The following is a 15,465-nucleotide window of genomic DNA, read 5'->3' as shown; positions in this document are numbered from 1 at the left end:
TTGTCGTCGGCGGATTCATCCAGCAAAGACTTTGCCACAGAAGGCAGGTCGTGGCAATCCTTGGGAAATCGGCACCCCGCTAAAGGCTGAAACCCTCGCCGAGATAGACCTTGCGCGCCCCGGGGTCGGCGACGATCTCGTCGGGGCTGCCGCTCAGGATGATGCGGCCGTCGTACACTAGGTAGGCGCGGTCGCAGATCTGCAGGGTCTCGCGCACGTTGTGGTCGGAGATGAGCACGCCGATGCCCTTGGCCTTGAGGCCCTCGATGATGGTCTGGATGTCGTCCACGGCCAGGGGGTCGATGCCGGCGAAGGGTTCGTCCAGCAGGATGAACTTCGGGTCGCGGATCAGGGCGCGGGCGATCTCGAGCCTGCGGCGCTCGCCGCCGGACAGGTAGGCCGCCAGCTGGTCCTGCAGGCGGGTGATGCCGAGCTCGTCCAGGAGCCTGTCGGCCGTGCGCTTCTGCTCCTCGGCCGAGAGGCCGGAGTATTCCAGGATGAGCTGCAGATTCTGGCGCACGGTCAGCTTGCGGAAGATGGAGCTTTCCTGGGGCAGGTAGCTCATGCCCAGGCGGGCGCGCTTGTGCAGGGGCCAGCGGGTGATGTCCACGCCGTCCAGGGTGACTTCCCCGCGGGTGGGCGTGACGATGCCGGCGAGCATGTAGAAGGTCGTGGTCTTGCCGGCGCCGTTGGGGCCGAGCACGCCGACGACCTCGCCCTGGCGCACGTCGAGGTCGATGTCGCGGACCACGTCGCGGGCCCCGTAGCGTTTGGCCAGCTGGCGGCCGGACAGGGTCGTCACGGCTTGAGCTCCTTGGTGTCGGCCGGGGTGTTGAAGATGGCCTCGACCCGCTGCTTGCCGCCCAGAACCTCGCTGCGGTTCTCGCGCATGTAGAGCTTGATGACCTCGCCCTGGATCTTGTTGGCGCCTTCCATCAGCACCGGATCGCCTTCGAGGGTCAGGATTTCCGTGGCCGTGTCGTAGGTGGCCTTGTCGCAGGTGCCGGAGCGGCCCTTGTCGGCCTTGAGGCGGACATTGCCCTGGGAGATGATTTTCTTGATGGAGCTCTGCTGGTCCATGGCGGTCTGGGTGGAGTTGCCTCCGCCCTGCTTCTTGTCGAGGAGCACGGTCAGGGTGTCGGACCACATCTCGACGTCTTGGCGGATGACGTGCACCGACCCGGAAAAGACCACCTGGTCGCCTTTCTGGGTATAGGTCATGGTGTCGGACGTGATCTTGACCGGCACGGTCTTTTCCGCTGCCCACAGGGGGGCGGCCCATGCCAGGAGGAGAATCAGAATGAGTGAACGCATAGATGTCCCCGCTCGTCAGTTCAGGGTGACCTGGACGTTGCCGCGGGCCAGGATGTCGCCCGTGTCCAGGAAATATGTCAGGGCGTCGGAGCGGCCCTGCATGGAATCGCTTGAAATGTCGATGTTGCCGGACAGAACTAGGGTGCGGTTCCCGCCCGTGTAGTCGAGGGTGTCGGCGCGCATGCGGTATTCCCCCCGGGTGGCGTTGACGCCGTCCCACATCCTGGCGCGGTCCTCCTTCTGCCAGACCTGGCCCTTGGGCGCCGTGACTTCGACGTGCTCGCCGCCTTCCTCGCCCCAGTAGGTGATGACGGGGTCCGTCAGGGTCAGTTCGTCTCCGGCCTCGGCGTAGTTCGCCCCGGCAGCGCTCAAGTTCCAGAGCTTTTTGCCGTCCTTGCCCTGGCTCAGGTTCACGCCCTTGAGGCTCAGGTCAACGTCCACGTTGCGGGCGATGTCCGGGGTCAGACGCTCGGGCCACAGCATGCGCCAGCCCAGGACGGCGATGCCGGCCAGGATCAGCAGGGCGATGACGACCGCCAGTGCCCGTTTCATGCCGTCAGCCACTCCCGCCACATGGCGTCGAGCTTGCCCTGGGCGCGCAGGATGAAGTCCAGGGCCTCGCGTACGGCGCCGTGGCCGCCCATGGCCCGGGTGGTCCAGGCCGCGAGCTTCAGGATCTCGGGGCGGGCGTTGGGCACGGCGATGGGGAAGCCGACCATGGACATGGGTGCGGCATCGACCCAGTCGTCGCCGACGTAGGCCATGTGGTCGAAGGGGATGCCGGTCTTTTCGGAAATCTCGCGCATGGCCGGCACCTTCCGGTGGTGCCCGTAATAGTAGTGGCCGATGCCCAGTTCCGTCACGCGCCGCTTCACGGCCGGGGACTCAAGGCCCGTGATGACCGCGAACTCGATGCCGGCCTTGGGTCCGAGCTTGATGCCCAGGCCATCCTGGACGTTGAAGCGCTTCATGACGCAGCCGGACTCGTCGTAGTACAGGCCGCCGTCGGTCAGCACCCCGTCCACGTCCAGGATCATGAGGCGCACGTCTTTGGCCAGGCGCTCAGCATTCATTGGGGACGCTCCAGATGGCCGCCAGCTCAGAGAGCAGGGTGCGGGCCTTGGCCAGGGGCCAGGAGTTGGGGCCGTCGCACAGGGCCTTGTCCGGGTCCGGGTGGATTTCCATGAACAGGCCCTGGCAGCCGCTGGCCACGGCCGCCCGCGCCAGGGGCGGCACGAACTCGCGCTGGCCGCCCGAGGACGAGCCCTGGCCGCCCGGGAGCTGCACCGAGTGCGTGGCGTCGAAGATGACCGGGCAGCCGAACTGCTTCATGATGACCAGGGACCGGAAATCGACCACGAGGTTGTTGTAGCCGAACATGGAGCCGCGCTCCGTCAGCCAGATGCGCGTGAACCCTTCGGAGCGGATCTTCTCCACCGGGCCGCGCATGTCCCACGGGGCCATGAACTGCCCCTTCTTGATGTTCACGACGCGCTCGGTGCGGGCCGCGGCCAGCAGCAGGTCCGTCTGGCGGCAGAGGAAGGCCGGGATCTGCAGCACGTCGGCCACCTCGGCGGCCAGGGAGGCCTGGCGCGGCTCGTGGATGTCCGTGATGATGGGCAGGCCCGTGCGGCTCTTGATCTGGGCCAGCCAGTCGAGCCCGGTGTCCAGCCCCGGCCCCCGGAAGCTCCCCCCCGCGGTGCGGTTGGCCTTGTCGTAGGAGCTCTTGAAAATGAGCGGCAGGCCCAGCTCCGCGCAGATGGCCTGCAGCTCCACGGCCACGGTCATGGCCACGTCGAGGCTCTCCAGGACGCAGGGTCCGGCGATGAGGAAGGGGCGGTCGGCGACCAGCTCGGCGCAGTCGATCATGGTTCCTGCTCGGGTTTCTTGTTGGCCACGGCCGCGGCGATGAACTCGCGGAACAGCGGGTGGGGCTGCATGGGCCGGGAGGTGAACTCGGGGTGGAACTGGCAGCCCAGGAACCACGGGTGGTCCTTGATCTCCACGATCTCCACCAGGCTCTTGTCGGGCGAGGTGCCGCTGATGGTCAGGCCGGCCTCCTCGAAGCGCTTCTGGTAGGCGCCGTTGAATTCGTAGCGGTGGCGGTGGCGTTCGGAGACTTCGACCTGGCTGTAGGCCTCGAAGGCGCGGGTGTCCTTCTCGATGACGCAGGGGTAGGCGCCCAGGCGCATGGTGCCGCCCTTCTCGCTGGCCATGTCGCGGCGCTGCACGCACTTTTTGCGGAAGTCGAACCACTCCTTCATCAGATAGATGACCGGATCCGGCGTGGTCAGGTCGAACTCCTCGGAGTTGGCCTTGGCCAGGCCCATGACGCTTCTGGCGTACTCAATGACCGCGCACTGCATGCCCAGGCAGATGCCGAAGAAGGGCACCCTGTTCTCGCGGGCGTAGGTGATGGCCGCGATCTTGCCCTCCACGCCGCGGATGCCGAAGCCGCCGGGCACGAGGATGCCGTCGGCGCCGGCCAGCCGTTCCGCCACGTTTTCGGGAGTGATCTCCTCGGAGTTGACGTACAGGAAGCGGATGGCCGCGTGGTTGGCCACGCCGCCGTGGGTCAGGGCCTCGTGAAGGCTCTTGTAGGCTTCCTTCAGGTCAACGTACTTGCCGACGATGGCGATGGTGACCTGGGTCCTGGGGTGGTGCAGGTCGTGGACGAGGTCCTTCCAGGCCTGCAGGTCCGGGTTCTTGGCGGCCAGGCGCAGCAGTATGGCGATCTTCTGGTCCACGCCCTCGTTGTAGAGGGTCAGGGGCAGCTCGTAGATGTGGTTGACGTCAATGGCCGTGAACACGGCGTCGCGGTCCACGTTGCAGAAGAGGGCGATCTTGCGCTTGATGTCGTCGCCGAGGTTCACCTCGGAGCGGCAGAGGATGATGTCGGGCTGGATGCCCAGGCTGCGCAGCTCCTTGACGGAGTGCTGCGTGGGCTTGGTCTTCAGCTCGCCGGCGGCCTTGATGAAGGGCACCAGGGTCAGATGGATGTAGAGGACGTTGTCCTTGCCCAGGTCGGCGCGCAACTGGCGGATGGCCTCCAGGAAGGGCAGGCCCTCGATGTCGCCGACGGTGCCGCCGATCTCGACCAGGGCCACGTCGAGGTCGTCGCTGGCCAGGCTCAGGATGGAGGATTTGATCTCGTCGGTGATGTGCGGGATGACCTGCACGGTGCCGCCGAGGTAGTCGCCGCGGCGTTCCTTGGTGATGACGGTGTTGTAGATGCGGCCCGAGGTGTAGTTGTTGCGCTGGTTCATGCTCGTGCCGAGGTAGCGCTCGTAGTGGCCCAGATCGAGGTCCGTCTCGGCGCCGTCGTCGGTGACGTACACTTCGCCGTGCTGGAAGGGGTTCATGGTTCCCGGGTCGACGTTGATGTAGGGGTCGAGCTTCTGAATGGTAACCCTAAGGCCCCGCGCCTTGAGCAGGGCCGCGATGGAGGCGGCGGCCAGCCCTTTTCCCAGGGAGGAGAGCACCCCTCCGGTCACAAAAATGAATTTGGTGTTCATCACGTCCTCGTGCGCCTGAAAGTTCTTCTGCCATCGTCCGCGCGGGGATGCGCGGAATCCGTGGTTCACAAAACAAATGGGCCACCTGCCGGCAGCCCGAAATTCGACAACCAATATGTCCGCCGGGTCATTTGGCAGCGGACTTCCTGCTTGTCAAGCGGCCCTGGTGTCCTGCAAACACCTCAGGTCTGCATAGCAGAAAGCGTGCGGAGTGCAAACAGCGGCAAGGGGGCATTTTCGGGCTTGCGCCGGTGTTGCTAGGCCTGTAATGGCCTTCCTTACGTGAAAACACAGCGCGGCTGCGGCCGCTTTTTCGGAGGGAAAATGGCTCAGGTCAGGACATTGGTGATCACCGGATACGGAACGAATTGCGAGCGGGAATGCGCCTTTGCCGCGGACCAGGCCGGTTCGGACCAGACGACCATCGTCTACTTCTCGGACCTGACGGCGGACAAGGTGCGGCTCGCCGACTACAATTTCCTCATCCTGCCCGGCGGCTTCCTCGACGGCGACGATCTGGGCTCGGCCCAGGCCGCGGCCCTGCGCTGGAGGCACATGAAGACCGCCAGCGGCCGCTCCCTCATGGAGGAGCTCAAGGGCTTCCTCGACGCCGGCGGCCTGATCCTGGGCATCTGCAACGGCTTCCAGCTGCTGGTAAAGCTGGGCCTGCTGCCCGCCCTGGACGGGGCCTACTTCACCCGCCAAGTGTCTTTGAGCCACAACGATTCGGCCAAGTACGAGGACCGCTGGGTGACGCTCAAGATCAACCAGGACTCGCCCTGCGTGTTCACCAAGGGCCTCGACTACCTTTATATTCCCGTGCGCCACGGCGAGGGCAAGCTCGTGCCCGGCGACGAGACGACTCTGGCGCGCCTGCAGGAGCAGAACCTCATCGCCCTGCAGTACGTGGACCCGTCGACCAAAGAGGTGACCCAGGAGTACCCGGCCAACCCCAACGGCTCACCCCTCGGCATCGCGGGCCTGACGGACCCGTCGGGCCGGATTCTGGGCCTCATGCCGCACCCCGAGGCCTACAACCACCCGACCAATCACCCGCGCTGGACTCGCGGCGAGACGTCCACCCTCGGCACGGCCCTGCTGAAGGGCGGCGTGGACTACCTCAAGGCTCTGTAGGTCGGGAACGTGACCGGGAGCTGCAAAGAGCATTGACAGCGAACCCATGACTTTCTACTGTGCGCCTTCCCCGACGCCGGACCCGGACGAAATCAGCGTCTGGGAGCCCTTCATGAACGAGGCCCTGCAGCTGGCCCTTGCGGCCGAGGAGCGGGGAGACGTGCCGGTGGGCGCGATAATCGTGGACGGCAGCGGCCGCATCCTGGGCCGCGGCGAGAACGGGACGATCCGGGACAACGACCCCACGGCCCACGCCGAGATCCTGGCCCTGCGCGAAGCCGCCCGGCAGGTCGGCAACCACCGCCTGACCGATGCGGTCCTGGTGGTGACCCTGGAGCCCTGCATCATGTGCCTGGGCGCCGTCATCCAGGCCCGGCTGGCCGGAGTGGTCTACGCCGCCGCCGACCCCAAGGCGGGCTGCCTGGTCAGCCGCATGAGCGGCACGGACCTGCCCTGGAGCAACCACCGTTTCTGGTCCCTGGGCGGCGTCCTCGAAGCGGAGTGCAGCTCCGTCCTGAGCGGCTTCTTCCGGAAGCGCCGCCAGGAAAAGAAAATTTCCAAAAACCTCGCGGAGAGGTAGCGAAGTCCGGCCGTAACGCGCTCGACTCGAAATCGAGTTACCGGCTAATCACCGGTACGTGGGTTCGAATCCCACCCTCTCCGCCACTTTTCTCCAACTATCACCAATAGTTGCGATATAAAAACGGCAGGGATCTCCAAGTCCGCACGGATACACAAGGCGGATAGATAATCGGAGAAACCTGCCGCGAGTCGTTTTGAAGCCCAGCCTTCGCCTGCACCTTCGTTCCTTTTCGTGTCAATTTGAACAGTCTGTCCTTTCGCATACGTGCGGTCGTCGTGCAGTATGCCGCAGAACTTCGATTGATGTCTTGATCATTGTTGGCGCACCTCCATCTTCCCGGCTATAATTCAAATTCATCAAGACCTCGGAATCGGGTCGGGCATGCGCTATGATTCTTGAGTCATTTAGTAGGAATGTCGTCATACAGGCAGGCATTGAGCACAAATTGAAAGAAATTTATTTTTCTATTGTGTCATACGAACAGGCTGTGATAAATTTTGCGCAAGTGTTCAAATTAATCAAAAGGAGTAAGGCAATGAAAAAAAGACTTTTCTTGATCGTAGCTCTGGGGATTTTGTGTTCAACATCTTTTGCTTTCGCTGAACAGACTGGCGTATACCTTGCGCCAAAATTTGTGTATTCGTATCAACGTATTGATAACGCGGAAGTGAAGGTTGAGGTTGAAGGCTTGGGTTCTGACAGCGCTGGACTCGACAGCGAAAAGGATTCTTCCTTCGGGGGAGCCATTGCCATTGGTTATGACTTCAATCCAAATTTCAAAACTCCTGTAAGAATGGAAGTTGAATATGCCATGCGCAGTGAATCCGAAGGTGAATATTCTGACGCATTTTATATAGATTCTGATCTTTATCGTGATTCAGGAACTATGAAATTTGATATTCAGAGCGTATTTATTAATGTTTTTTATGATATTGAAACAGGTACTGCTTTTACTCCATATGTTGGCGGTGGGCTCGGTGTCGCAATCATCGACGCTGAAGGTGAACTCAAATTGTCTGAGAATGGTGTAAGAATATATGATGATTCAGCGTCGGATAGCGTCACAAATTTCGCTTTCAACCTTGCGCTTGGTGTTGGCTACGATGTAAACGAATTTTTTACTCTTGATCTTGGTTACCGCTATGCTGATTTCGGAAATGCTGAAACAGGTGACGTTGGGGTCGCTCCTTTAGAGGTCAAGGGCGAGGCTGATCTGATAGCACATGAGGTGCTGCTGGGGCTTCGTTACACGTTCTAGTTTGAAATGCTTTCATGCTGACTTCAGCATCTGCATATGAAATGCAATAATAAACCCTCGCCGTAAAGCGAGGGTTTATTATTGGATCCTTGACCCGACTTTTCATCTTGCAACATGATCGGAATGACTTTTCAACATTGGTTTTTCCTGTGAAGCAATTCCCTCAGTGAATGATTGGATACTATTCCTGTGTCTGCATGATCTGGGAGTATCCCCTCTTTGAGGGCCAGGTGTGTCCGGATTCCTGCTCAGAAGGTCCCTGCGCTGCACGTCTTAGGAATTTAGCGTCGCGATTGCGCGTTTGACCTTGGGACTCCTCCTGGGTGACTTCCCGCTGCCGCGACGTGGAATGCGATGCCTGGGAACCAAATCCCTCACGCCGCTGAACCCGTTCCGGCCTGGCTTCCCTTTGCCGCTGTTCGGACTGGGGTGCCTGGTCCCGGGTCTCCAGCCGCTCGCGAAATTGTTCTTGCCTCGTCTTGCTCATGTTACCGGACTCCTGTCGCCCGAATTCGAAAGGCTTGCGGTTGCGCCGGGAATCCTGTTGCCCGCGGTTCCCCCATGCACGTTTTGCCTCGTCTCCGACCTCGTCTCGCCTCTGCCGTTCGAAGATCTGTGGCGTGTGCTGGCGATCCTGCTGCAGTCGTTCCGAGGCCATGGGAGCATCTTGATTTTCTTGCCGCCGCCCACGGTCGAAGGCCGGTTCCGGCCGGCTGTTCCGGCGATCACGGGTTCGATCCCTTTCAAGGCGTTGCGTTTCCCGCTCGTCCGTCCGGCGGTTTCCGAAGAACGGCAGGCCGTGCCTCGTCTCCTTTTCGCGCGTGAATTCACGTCTGCTCTCAGGCGACGCTTGAGTTCGGACCTGGCGCTGCCTGTCCGTGTCCCTGAACCGCGAGCCGTCCCGTTCCTGTTCCGCCAGACCGGCATGCCGATAGGGTTCCGGGCGGAAGCCCTTGACGCCCCAGTTTTTCTCCCTTTCCCAGTGCCGGGCATCCTGCCATCTGTGCCAGTCGCTCTGGACCCTTGAGGCCGGGATGCGCTCGCATGTCCACGGGTGCCCGTGCCAGTGGCGGTGCCTGTAGAAGTCCCTCCAGCGGGGGTCGACTTCCCGGTAGAATACGGGCACGCCCCGATAATGGCTCCAGCCGCGGTCGTAGTAGCGGGACTTGTACCACCGTCCGTCCCACAGCCGCCACCACCAGCCGACGTGGAAATAGATGTCATCCGTGACGTCGGTCATGGCGTAGACGTAGGTCCCCGGGATGACGACGAGGGACGGGTGTCCGTAATAGCGGGCATGTGGGGGCTGCACCGCACTGACCCCGACCACGCATCCCTGAAGTGCGAGGGCGGACAAAAGGACAATTGTTGCCAGTGTTTTTTTCATGGTCTGTGTAGGTTAAGGAGTGACCCGGCGAAACGGTATCGTCGGACTCCCGCAGGCCCCGTCTCCAGGCGGAGCCCATTTATCCTTGAACAGCAAAAAGTGAACCGGACCTGATATTGGGTGCGGGCCGACGATGCCGCCGCAGGAGTCGAAGCGTCCGGCCGACCGGAGAGCGGCTGAAGATCGGTGCGTGGGGAACCTCACGCGAAAACTTTTCCATCCCTTCCTCCCGCTGTGCAAACCCTGCACGGTGAACTGCATGGCGGGAAAGCCGGAGGCGTCGATTTCAAACGTATGCCTGTGAACCTTGCGGGCTTCGCACGCGGGCGGCGGTTCCCGGAAAAAGATAGGGCCCGCATCGCAAAGACGCGGGCCCTATGTATCGCAGTCAGGTGCGGAGCAGAGCCGGCGGGGCTACTGCATCGGGGCAGGCTGGCCCTGAGGCTGCGCCTGGGTGTTGGGGTTGACGCGGATCTCGACGCGGCGGTTCATCTGGCGGCCTTCGGGCGTGTTGTTGGTGGCCACGGGGCGGGTTTCGCCGTAGCCGATGGTCGAGATGCGGTACTCGCTCACCCCGCGCTGTACCAGGAGCCGCTGGACGCTCAGGGCGCGCCTTTCGGACAGCCCCTGGTTGTAGGTGTCGGAGCCGGTGCTGTCCGTGTGCCCTTCGACGACGATGGTCGTGTCCGGATACTTGACCAGGATCTGAGCGATGCGGTCCAGTTCGGTGTAGAGTCCGGGGAGAACCACGTCGGAGTCCACGTCGAAGGACACGTCGCCCTTCAGGGTCAGGGCGATGAGATCACCCTCGCGCCGGACGGCCACTTCCTCGGACGTGGCCAGGGCGTCGCGCATTTCCGCTTCCTGCTTGTCCATCATGTGGCCGACGCCAGCCCCGGCCAAGCCGCCGATGGCCGCTCCGGCCGCCGCCCCGATGAGCGTGCCCTGCGTGTTCTTGCCGATGATCTGTCCCAGGATCGCTCCGGCCGCGGCGCCACCGGCCGCCCCGTAGGTGGCGCCCTTGGTGGTCTTGGACTGCTGGTCCATGGTGGCGCAGCCGCTCACTGCGAACACGGTGATGAGAACGGTCAGAAGTATTTTTTTCATGGTTACGCCTTCCTTGTGGCTGATGTTTACAATGGTGGAATGTTTCATAAAATCGCTCTTCAGGTCAGTCAATGGCCTGTCGAGGAGTCCGGGCACGGCCTGATCGTGTACGTCATCCGTAGAACATATGCACGATTCTTACCATCAGGAAGGCTCAATGTCGAACTTCGCATTGAGACTGTAGAGTAGAATATCGTGCCCCATGGCGTGCGCGCTGTGGTAGAAGGCGAAAAACTGGACGAGCTTCTGCAGGTGGAAGCGTTTTGTGGCTCCCTCGCTCCGAAGCTCCCGCAGGCGCGTTTCCGCATTTTCCAGGGCTTGGGAGAGCGCCGCCTGGTCCGGGAGGCATCCGGAGGCGATGGCGCGCATCCCGTTCACGGTAATGGAGGAGAGCTGCCGCAGTTCGGGTGCCATGAGGATGTCGTAGCCCCGTTCCTGTTCGCTGTTGAGCGCTCGGAGCATCGTCTCCAGGTGGGCGCTGCACGTTTCGAGAGTGCGGATTTTGAGGTCCAGCAAGTCGGTGTCCTCGCGGTACATCCTTCGCTCATGATGCAGGACTTTCCGGAACAGGTCGCGGTCCTTCAGGATGTCGGCGTTCAGGCCGGCGAGCAGACGCGGGTCGAGGCCGGTCTGCAGGGCCAGGAACGACTCCATGATGGTTTCGTAGCTGCGGGCGCATTCGGTGAAACGCTCCATGAGCCGGGCCTTGAGGGCGCTGCCGGCCCGCACTGGCCAGAGGGTGACGCTGACCACGAAGGCCGCCGCCACGCCGATGCCGATCTCCGCAACCCGCAGCAGCCCGAAGACGAGCCTGTCCTCCTGGTCCAGGCTGGCCAGGATGACGATGCACACGGTGATGGCCGCCATGCGGTATCTGGCGTTGTAGCGGGTCATGTAGGCGCAGAAGGCCACCGACAGAAAGAGGGCCAGCACGGTCATGGCCTGCGTCGCCGGGAAGACCGATATGGCCGCCATGCCGATGAGCGCGCCGACGGCGGTGCCGGAGAAGCGGTAGAGGCACATCTGGACGGAATCCGCGACGTAGACCTGCATGACGATGACCGCGGACAGCGTCGCCCAGTAGCCGTACTGCAGGTCGGCCAGTTGGGCCAAACCGTAGGCCAGCACCGCGGCGATGCCGGTTTTCAGGCCGTGACGGACCATGGCCTGGTGTGAGTCGGGGTCGATAAATGCCATGATGTTCCTTGGTGCAGTTACGTGAAGGCGTGCGGCCGGTCATTGCCCCGGAAGGTCCGGGTTACGGGATTTCGTAAATGGCCAGGATGTTGGGTTCCCCCGCCAGGATGATCTTGCCTGACGGCCCCAAGGTGATGCCCTCGGGTTGAAACGCCTTCGTGTCGATGGGCAGTCTGAACGAGCGAAGTTCGCGGCCGTCCCGGTCCAGATGGACGATGCGCGAGGACGCTTCGCTCAGCACCCAGAGGGTGCCGTCGGTGTCCGAGACGATGGATGCCACGTCCTTGACGCGCAGGCCCGGCAGGGGGCTGGTCCGGATTTCGTCGGGCCTGAACTGGTCGTCCAGGGGAATGGCGAGGCGGACGAAAGGCTTGCCTTCCCGCATGGTGTAAAGCGTCCTGGTCGCGGGGTCGTAGCTGACTGTTTCGAACCCCTTGTTTTTCTTGCGCGTCTTGCCGAGTTCCAGGCGCATGACGTCGTCGTGATCGATTTCCGTCGCGTCGGCGGGGATGTGGAACAGGCTAAGAATCCCCTTGCGCTCCTCGACGACGGCGAAAAGCGTCCCTTCGACATGCGTGATGCCTTCGGTGTCCTTGAACCCGCGGAGCCTGATGCTGCGAAGGACCTCTCCCTTGAGGCTCAGTTCATAGGCGTATTCCGGGCCGTTGGCGACGGCGAAGAGCGTTCCCGTCTCGGCGTTCCAGGTCAGACCTGAAAGATTGTTCGGGATGGCCGGCACGGCCATGGGCGGGAGGACCTCCCTGAGCGGTTCCTTGCCACCCTGGAGCAGGACGAGGGACAGCGTCAGCAGCAGGAGGACGAGGCTGGCCAGGGCGGCGCGGCGTCCGAAAAAGGTGTTTGGTCGGAAATGGATGGGTGTCATATGCGGGCGAACGGGTGGTTTTGAGGGCGCGGCGGGGCGTCACGCCTGTCCCGGGAATTGCCGGGTTCCGGGATGTGCTGAACGCTTCCCTAAGCAAACTTCCCTCCCCCGGCAATGACGTTTCGGGGGCGCGCCCGCAAGACGGGGCCGGCGTTCAGGAACCGCCGTCTGCCAGCAGTTCCCGCGTCAGCCGGTCGCGCCTGCCTTCGAAAAACCTGTCCAGGGCTTCGGAAAAGAGGTCGCAGTCCGGCTCTGCCCGTTCGAACAGGGTCATGGAGGAGCAGAACTTGAGGTCGTCCGGGTAGCCGAAGATCTCGGATGCCGTGCGACCCGTGACGCGCAGCACGGCGGCGGTGCATTCGCGCAGACGTTTGCCCAGGACCGGGTGCGCCAGGAACGCACGGGCCTCGGCCAGACTCTTCACGGCGAAGAACCGGGCCGTCTGGCTGCGGCCAAGGCCGTCGAACTGCGGAAAGACGAACCACATCCAGTGGGAAGTCTTGCGCCCGGCGCGCAGTTCGGCCAGGGCGGCGGCGTAAACGCCTTCCTGGGCCTGCAGGAAGCGGTCCAGGTCAAAGGGGTCGTCGGCATGCATGCTGTCCTCCCGGCCACGGCTTGGCCCGTGGCCCGAATCCGTCACGGTCCATGCCGTCCATTACGTCCATCCGGTCCATACCGTCCACCCCGCCGCCCGGCCCCCCCAAAACCGATTTGCGCATCACCGCCCCCTGCACTATGACTTTCCCAAGCCAAGCACCGAAGAAACCTCCAACCATCGTGGCCCCATTGAACGCACTCACCCCCGAACAACTCGCCCAGGCCGACGCCGTCGTGGCCGAACACCGCCGCACGCCCGGTTCTCTCATCACGGTCCTGCGGCTGTGCCAGGACATCGCGGGGCATTTCCCGCCGGAACTCATCGAGCGCATCGCGCGCGGCATGAACCTTCCCGTCGCCAAGGTGTACGGCGTCGTGTCGTTCTATTCGCTTTTCTCTCTTGAACCCAAGGGCCGGCATCAGGTCCGCGTCTGCACGGGAACGGCCTGCTACGTGCGCGGCGTGCGCGAGGTCTTGGACCGCGTGGAGCGCCGCTTCGGGGTCAAGGCCGGCGGCACCTGCGGGAGCGGGCGCTTCAGCCTGGAGCCCGTGCGATGCCTGGGCGCCTGCGGCCTGGCCCCGGTCATGGTCGTGGACCGCGACGTCCACGGCGGGGTCACGCCCGATTCGGCCTGCGAAATCCTGGAGGGCTACGAATGAGCGCCCGTCTCGACCGCGCCGCGCTGACGGCCATGCGCGACCGTGAGCGGGCCGCCCTCGAAACCTTCGCCCCGCGCGTCTTCTGTTGCAGCGGCACGGGCTGCCACGCCACGGGCTCCATCCCCCTCATCGAGGCCCTGCGCCAGGAGGCCGCACGGCAGGGCGGCGCCGTGCAGGTCATCGAGACGGGCTGCAACGGCTTCTGCGCCCTGGGGCCGGTGGTCATCATGCAGCCCGGCGGCGTCCTGTACTGCAGGGTGCGCGCGGAGGACGCGGCCGAAGTGATCGCCTCGGCGGGGGGGCGGCCCGTGGAGAGGCTGCTGTACCGCGACCCCGACGGCAACGCCGTGGCGGGCATGGACTCCATCCCCTTCTTTGCCCTGCAGCGGCCGTGGATCCTGCGCAACAAGGGCCGCATCGATCCTGAGAACATCGGCCACGCCGTCGCCCACGAAGCCTACCAGGGCCTGGCCAAGGCCCTCTTCGACATGACCCCGGAGCGCGTCGTCGAGGAGGTGCGGGCCTCGGGCCTGCGCGGCCGCGGCGGGGCCGGGTTCCCAACGGGCCTCAAATGGAAGTTCGCGGCCGCTTCGCCCGGCGACGTCAAGTACGTGCTCTGCAACGCCGACGAGGGCGACCCGGGCGCGTTCATGGACCGCTCCATCCTCGAGTCCGACCCCCACGCCGTGCTGGAGGGCATGCTCATCGCGGCCGTGGCCATCGGTTCGCGCCATGGTTACATCTACTGCCGTTCGGAATACCCCCTGGCCATCCATCGCCTGACCGTCGCCATCGGCCAGGCCCGGGAGCTGGGCCTGCTGGGCGGGAACATCCTGGGCAGCGGTTTTTCCTTCGATCTCGAAATTTACCAGGGCGCCGGGGCCTTCGTCTGCGGCGAGGAGACGGCCCTCATGCGCTCCATCGAGGGCCGCCGCGGCATGCCCGTCCCCCGGCCGCCGTTCCCGGCGCAGCAGGGGCTGTGGGGCAAGCCGACGGTCCTGAACAACGTCGAGACATTCGCAGGGATCGGCGCCATCATCCGCCTGGGCGCGGCCTGCCACGCGGGCGTGGGCACCGAGGGCAGCACGGGGACCAAGGTCTTCGCCCTGTCCGGCGACGTGAACAACATCGGGCTGGTCGAGGTGGACATGGGCACGCCCCTGTCCGTGCTGGTCAACGACATCGGCGGCGGGGTGCCCGGCAAGAGGAAGTGCAAGGCCGTGCAGCTCGGCGGCCCGTCGGGCGGGAGCATCCCGGCGCATTTGCTGGACACGCCCGTGGACTACGAGGCCATCGCCAAGGCCGGGGCCATCATGGGCTCGGGCGGTGTCATCGTCATGAACGACCGCACCTGCATGGTCGACATGGCCCGCTTCTTCATGGATTTCATCCAGGACGAATCCTGCGGCAAGTGCACGCCCTGTCGCGAGGGGACCAGGCGGCAGCTCGAGATCCTGACCCGCATCTGCGAAGGGAAGGGCGAGCCCGGCGACCTGCGCGCCCTGGAGGACCTGGCCGCGGTCGTCACCGACGCGTCCCTGTGCGGCCTGGGCCAGACGGCCTCCAACCCGATCCTTTCGGCCCTGCGCCATTTCCGGGACGAGTTCGAGGCGCACATCGCCGAAAAGCGCTGTCCGGCCAAGCGCTGCGTGGCGCTGCTCAAATTCGAGGTGGACGAGGAGCGCTGCCGCAAGTGCGGCCTGTGCTTCAAGGCCTGCCCGACCGGGGCGGTGGAGTGGGCCAAGAAGAAGACCGCGCGCATCGACCGCGAAAAATGCGTGCAATGTCTGGCCTGCTACACGGCCTGTCCTTTCGACTGCATCGAGTGAC

16 protein-coding genes and 1 tRNA gene are annotated in these 15,465 nt (G+C 63.7%); 6 read left to right on the top strand and 11 right to left on the bottom strand.

Annotated elements, in window-relative coordinates; translation table 11 throughout:
• Positions 1 to 79 precede the first annotated feature (79 nt).
• From lptB to ACZ5AC_RS12315, 6 genes are read right to left on the bottom strand one after another with little or no spacing between them, the layout of a single operon-like run.
• Positions 80 to 802 carry an LPS export ABC transporter ATP-binding protein gene (lptB, locus tag ACZ5AC_RS12340; protein WP_464247900.1) on the bottom strand — a complete coding sequence of 241 codons (723 nt, stop codon included), beginning with the start codon at positions 800 to 802 and terminating at the stop codon, positions 80 to 82.
• A complete protein-coding gene (locus ACZ5AC_RS12335; protein WP_464247899.1) occupies positions 799 to 1,314 on the bottom strand; it encodes an LptA/OstA family protein in 516 nt (171 codons plus the stop codon). Before ACZ5AC_RS12335 ends, lptB begins: the two co-directional genes overlap by 4 nt.
• A 15-nt stretch (positions 1,315 to 1,329) precedes the next feature.
• Positions 1,330 to 1,866, bottom strand: coding sequence for an LPS export ABC transporter periplasmic protein LptC (gene lptC, locus ACZ5AC_RS12330; RefSeq protein ID WP_464247898.1), 537 nt, complete (start codon positions 1,864 to 1,866; stop codon positions 1,330 to 1,332).
• Positions 1,863 to 2,387, bottom strand: a complete 525-nt coding sequence (locus ACZ5AC_RS12325) for a KdsC family phosphatase (RefSeq protein WP_464247897.1) — start codon at positions 2,385 to 2,387, stop codon at positions 1,863 to 1,865. Before ACZ5AC_RS12325 ends, lptC begins: the two co-directional genes overlap by 4 nt.
• Positions 2,377 to 3,183, bottom strand: coding sequence for a 3-deoxy-8-phosphooctulonate synthase (gene kdsA, locus ACZ5AC_RS12320; RefSeq protein WP_464247896.1), 807 nt, complete (start codon positions 3,181 to 3,183; stop codon positions 2,377 to 2,379). Before kdsA ends, ACZ5AC_RS12325 begins: the two co-directional genes overlap by 11 nt.
• The gene (locus ACZ5AC_RS12315) at positions 3,180 to 4,829 is read right to left on the bottom strand and encodes a CTP synthase (protein ID WP_464247895.1); all 1,650 of its coding nucleotides are present in this window, start codon (positions 4,827 to 4,829) and stop codon (positions 3,180 to 3,182) included. The genes kdsA and ACZ5AC_RS12315 overlap by 4 nt, the downstream gene beginning before the upstream one ends.
• Before the next feature lie 324 nt (positions 4,830 to 5,153).
• Between ACZ5AC_RS12315 and ACZ5AC_RS12310 the strand changes: the two genes are divergently transcribed.
• From ACZ5AC_RS12310 to ACZ5AC_RS12295, 4 genes are all read left to right on the top strand, one after another.
• Positions 5,154 to 5,963: a phosphoribosylformylglycinamidine synthase subunit PurQ gene (locus ACZ5AC_RS12310; RefSeq protein WP_464247894.1), complete on the top strand. Its 810-nt coding sequence runs from the start codon at positions 5,154 to 5,156 to the stop codon at positions 5,961 to 5,963.
• A gap of 46 nt (positions 5,964 to 6,009) precedes the next feature.
• A complete protein-coding gene (gene tadA, locus ACZ5AC_RS12305; RefSeq protein ID WP_464247893.1) occupies positions 6,010 to 6,543 on the top strand; it encodes a tRNA adenosine(34) deaminase TadA in 534 nt (177 codons plus the stop codon).
• Positions 6,534 to 6,629 (top strand) — tRNA-Ser (locus ACZ5AC_RS12300). Before tadA ends, ACZ5AC_RS12300 begins: the two co-directional genes overlap by 10 nt.
• A 452-nt stretch (positions 6,630 to 7,081) precedes the next feature.
• A complete protein-coding gene (locus ACZ5AC_RS12295) occupies positions 7,082 to 7,804 on the top strand; it encodes an outer membrane protein (RefSeq protein WP_464247892.1) in 723 nt (240 codons plus the stop codon).
• A gap of 181 nt (positions 7,805 to 7,985) precedes the next feature.
• On the opposite strand, the gene ACZ5AC_RS12290 is transcribed toward ACZ5AC_RS12295, so the two are convergent.
• From ACZ5AC_RS12290 to ACZ5AC_RS12270, 5 genes are all read right to left on the bottom strand, one after another.
• Positions 7,986 to 9,191: a hypothetical protein gene (locus ACZ5AC_RS12290; protein WP_464247891.1), complete on the bottom strand. Its 1,206-nt coding sequence runs from the start codon at positions 9,189 to 9,191 to the stop codon at positions 7,986 to 7,988.
• A gap of 414 nt (positions 9,192 to 9,605) precedes the next feature.
• Positions 9,606 to 10,298, bottom strand: a complete 693-nt coding sequence (locus ACZ5AC_RS12285) for a YiaD family glycine zipper/OmpA-like lipoprotein (RefSeq protein ID WP_464247890.1) — start codon at positions 10,296 to 10,298, stop codon at positions 9,606 to 9,608.
• Between the two features lie 144 nt (positions 10,299 to 10,442).
• Positions 10,443 to 11,495 (bottom strand): FUSC family protein, encoded by a 1,053-nt coding sequence (locus ACZ5AC_RS12280; RefSeq protein ID WP_464247889.1) that lies wholly within the window; start codon positions 11,493 to 11,495, stop codon positions 10,443 to 10,445.
• A gap of 61 nt (positions 11,496 to 11,556) precedes the next feature.
• A complete protein-coding gene (locus tag ACZ5AC_RS12275; RefSeq protein WP_464247888.1) occupies positions 11,557 to 12,378 on the bottom strand; it encodes an SdiA-regulated domain-containing protein in 822 nt (273 codons plus the stop codon).
• 154 nt (positions 12,379 to 12,532) lie between these two features.
• Positions 12,533 to 12,973, bottom strand: coding sequence for a DUF1810 domain-containing protein (locus ACZ5AC_RS12270; protein WP_464247887.1), 441 nt, complete (start codon positions 12,971 to 12,973; stop codon positions 12,533 to 12,535).
• A gap of 182 nt (positions 12,974 to 13,155) precedes the next feature.
• On the opposite strand from ACZ5AC_RS12270, the gene ACZ5AC_RS12265 reads away from it, so the two are divergent.
• Both ACZ5AC_RS12265 and ACZ5AC_RS12260 read left to right on the top strand, forming a co-directional pair.
• The gene (locus ACZ5AC_RS12265; protein WP_464247886.1) at positions 13,156 to 13,635 is read left to right on the top strand and encodes an NADH-quinone oxidoreductase subunit NuoE family protein; all 480 of its coding nucleotides are present in this window, start codon (positions 13,156 to 13,158) and stop codon (positions 13,633 to 13,635) included.
• A complete protein-coding gene (locus ACZ5AC_RS12260; RefSeq protein ID WP_464247885.1) occupies positions 13,632 to 15,464 on the top strand; it encodes an NADH-ubiquinone oxidoreductase-F iron-sulfur binding region domain-containing protein in 1,833 nt (610 codons plus the stop codon). Before ACZ5AC_RS12265 ends, ACZ5AC_RS12260 begins: the two co-directional genes overlap by 4 nt.
• Position 15,465 lies beyond the last annotated feature (1 nt).

It is taken from the genome of Desulfomicrobium aestuarii, from assembly GCF_055385525.1.
Note: the sequence above shows the minus strand (reverse complement) of the source record. Positions and strands in the feature narration are given on the sequence as shown.

What these genes read in the sequence shown, in the direction of transcription:
- ACZ5AC_RS12335 (WP_464247899.1), bottom strand. Translation starts at nt 1,314, where the DNA reads ATGCGTTCACTCATTCTGATTCTCCTCCTGGCATGGGCCGCCCCCCTG.
- lptC (WP_464247898.1), bottom strand. Translation starts at nt 1,866, where the DNA reads ATGAAACGGGCACTGGCGGTCGTCATCGCCCTGCTGATCCTGGCCGGC.
- ACZ5AC_RS12325 (WP_464247897.1), bottom strand. Translation starts at nt 2,387, where the DNA reads ATGAATGCTGAGCGCCTGGCCAAAGACGTGCGCCTCATGATCCTGGAC.
- kdsA (WP_464247896.1), bottom strand. Translation starts at nt 3,183, where the DNA reads ATGATCGACTGCGCCGAGCTGGTCGCCGACCGCCCCTTCCTCATCGCC.
- ACZ5AC_RS12315 (WP_464247895.1), bottom strand. Translation starts at nt 4,829, where the DNA reads ATGAACACCAAATTCATTTTTGTGACCGGAGGGGTGCTCTCCTCCCTG.
- ACZ5AC_RS12310 (WP_464247894.1), top strand. Translation starts at nt 5,154, where the DNA reads ATGGCTCAGGTCAGGACATTGGTGATCACCGGATACGGAACGAATTGC.
- tadA (WP_464247893.1), top strand. Translation starts at nt 6,010, where the DNA reads ATGACTTTCTACTGTGCGCCTTCCCCGACGCCGGACCCGGACGAAATC.
- ACZ5AC_RS12295 (WP_464247892.1), top strand. Translation starts at nt 7,082, where the DNA reads ATGAAAAAAAGACTTTTCTTGATCGTAGCTCTGGGGATTTTGTGTTCA.
- ACZ5AC_RS12290 (WP_464247891.1), bottom strand. Translation starts at nt 9,191, where the DNA reads ATGAAAAAAACACTGGCAACAATTGTCCTTTTGTCCGCCCTCGCACTT.
- ACZ5AC_RS12285 (WP_464247890.1), bottom strand. Translation starts at nt 10,298, where the DNA reads ATGAAAAAAATACTTCTGACCGTTCTCATCACCGTGTTCGCAGTGAGC.
- ACZ5AC_RS12280 (WP_464247889.1), bottom strand. Translation starts at nt 11,495, where the DNA reads ATGGCATTTATCGACCCCGACTCACACCAGGCCATGGTCCGTCACGGC.
- ACZ5AC_RS12275 (WP_464247888.1), bottom strand. Translation starts at nt 12,378, where the DNA reads ATGACACCCATCCATTTCCGACCAAACACCTTTTTCGGACGCCGCGCC.
- ACZ5AC_RS12270 (WP_464247887.1), bottom strand. Translation starts at nt 12,973, where the DNA reads ATGCATGCCGACGACCCCTTTGACCTGGACCGCTTCCTGCAGGCCCAG.
- ACZ5AC_RS12260 (WP_464247885.1), top strand. Translation starts at nt 13,632, where the DNA reads ATGAGCGCCCGTCTCGACCGCGCCGCGCTGACGGCCATGCGCGACCGT.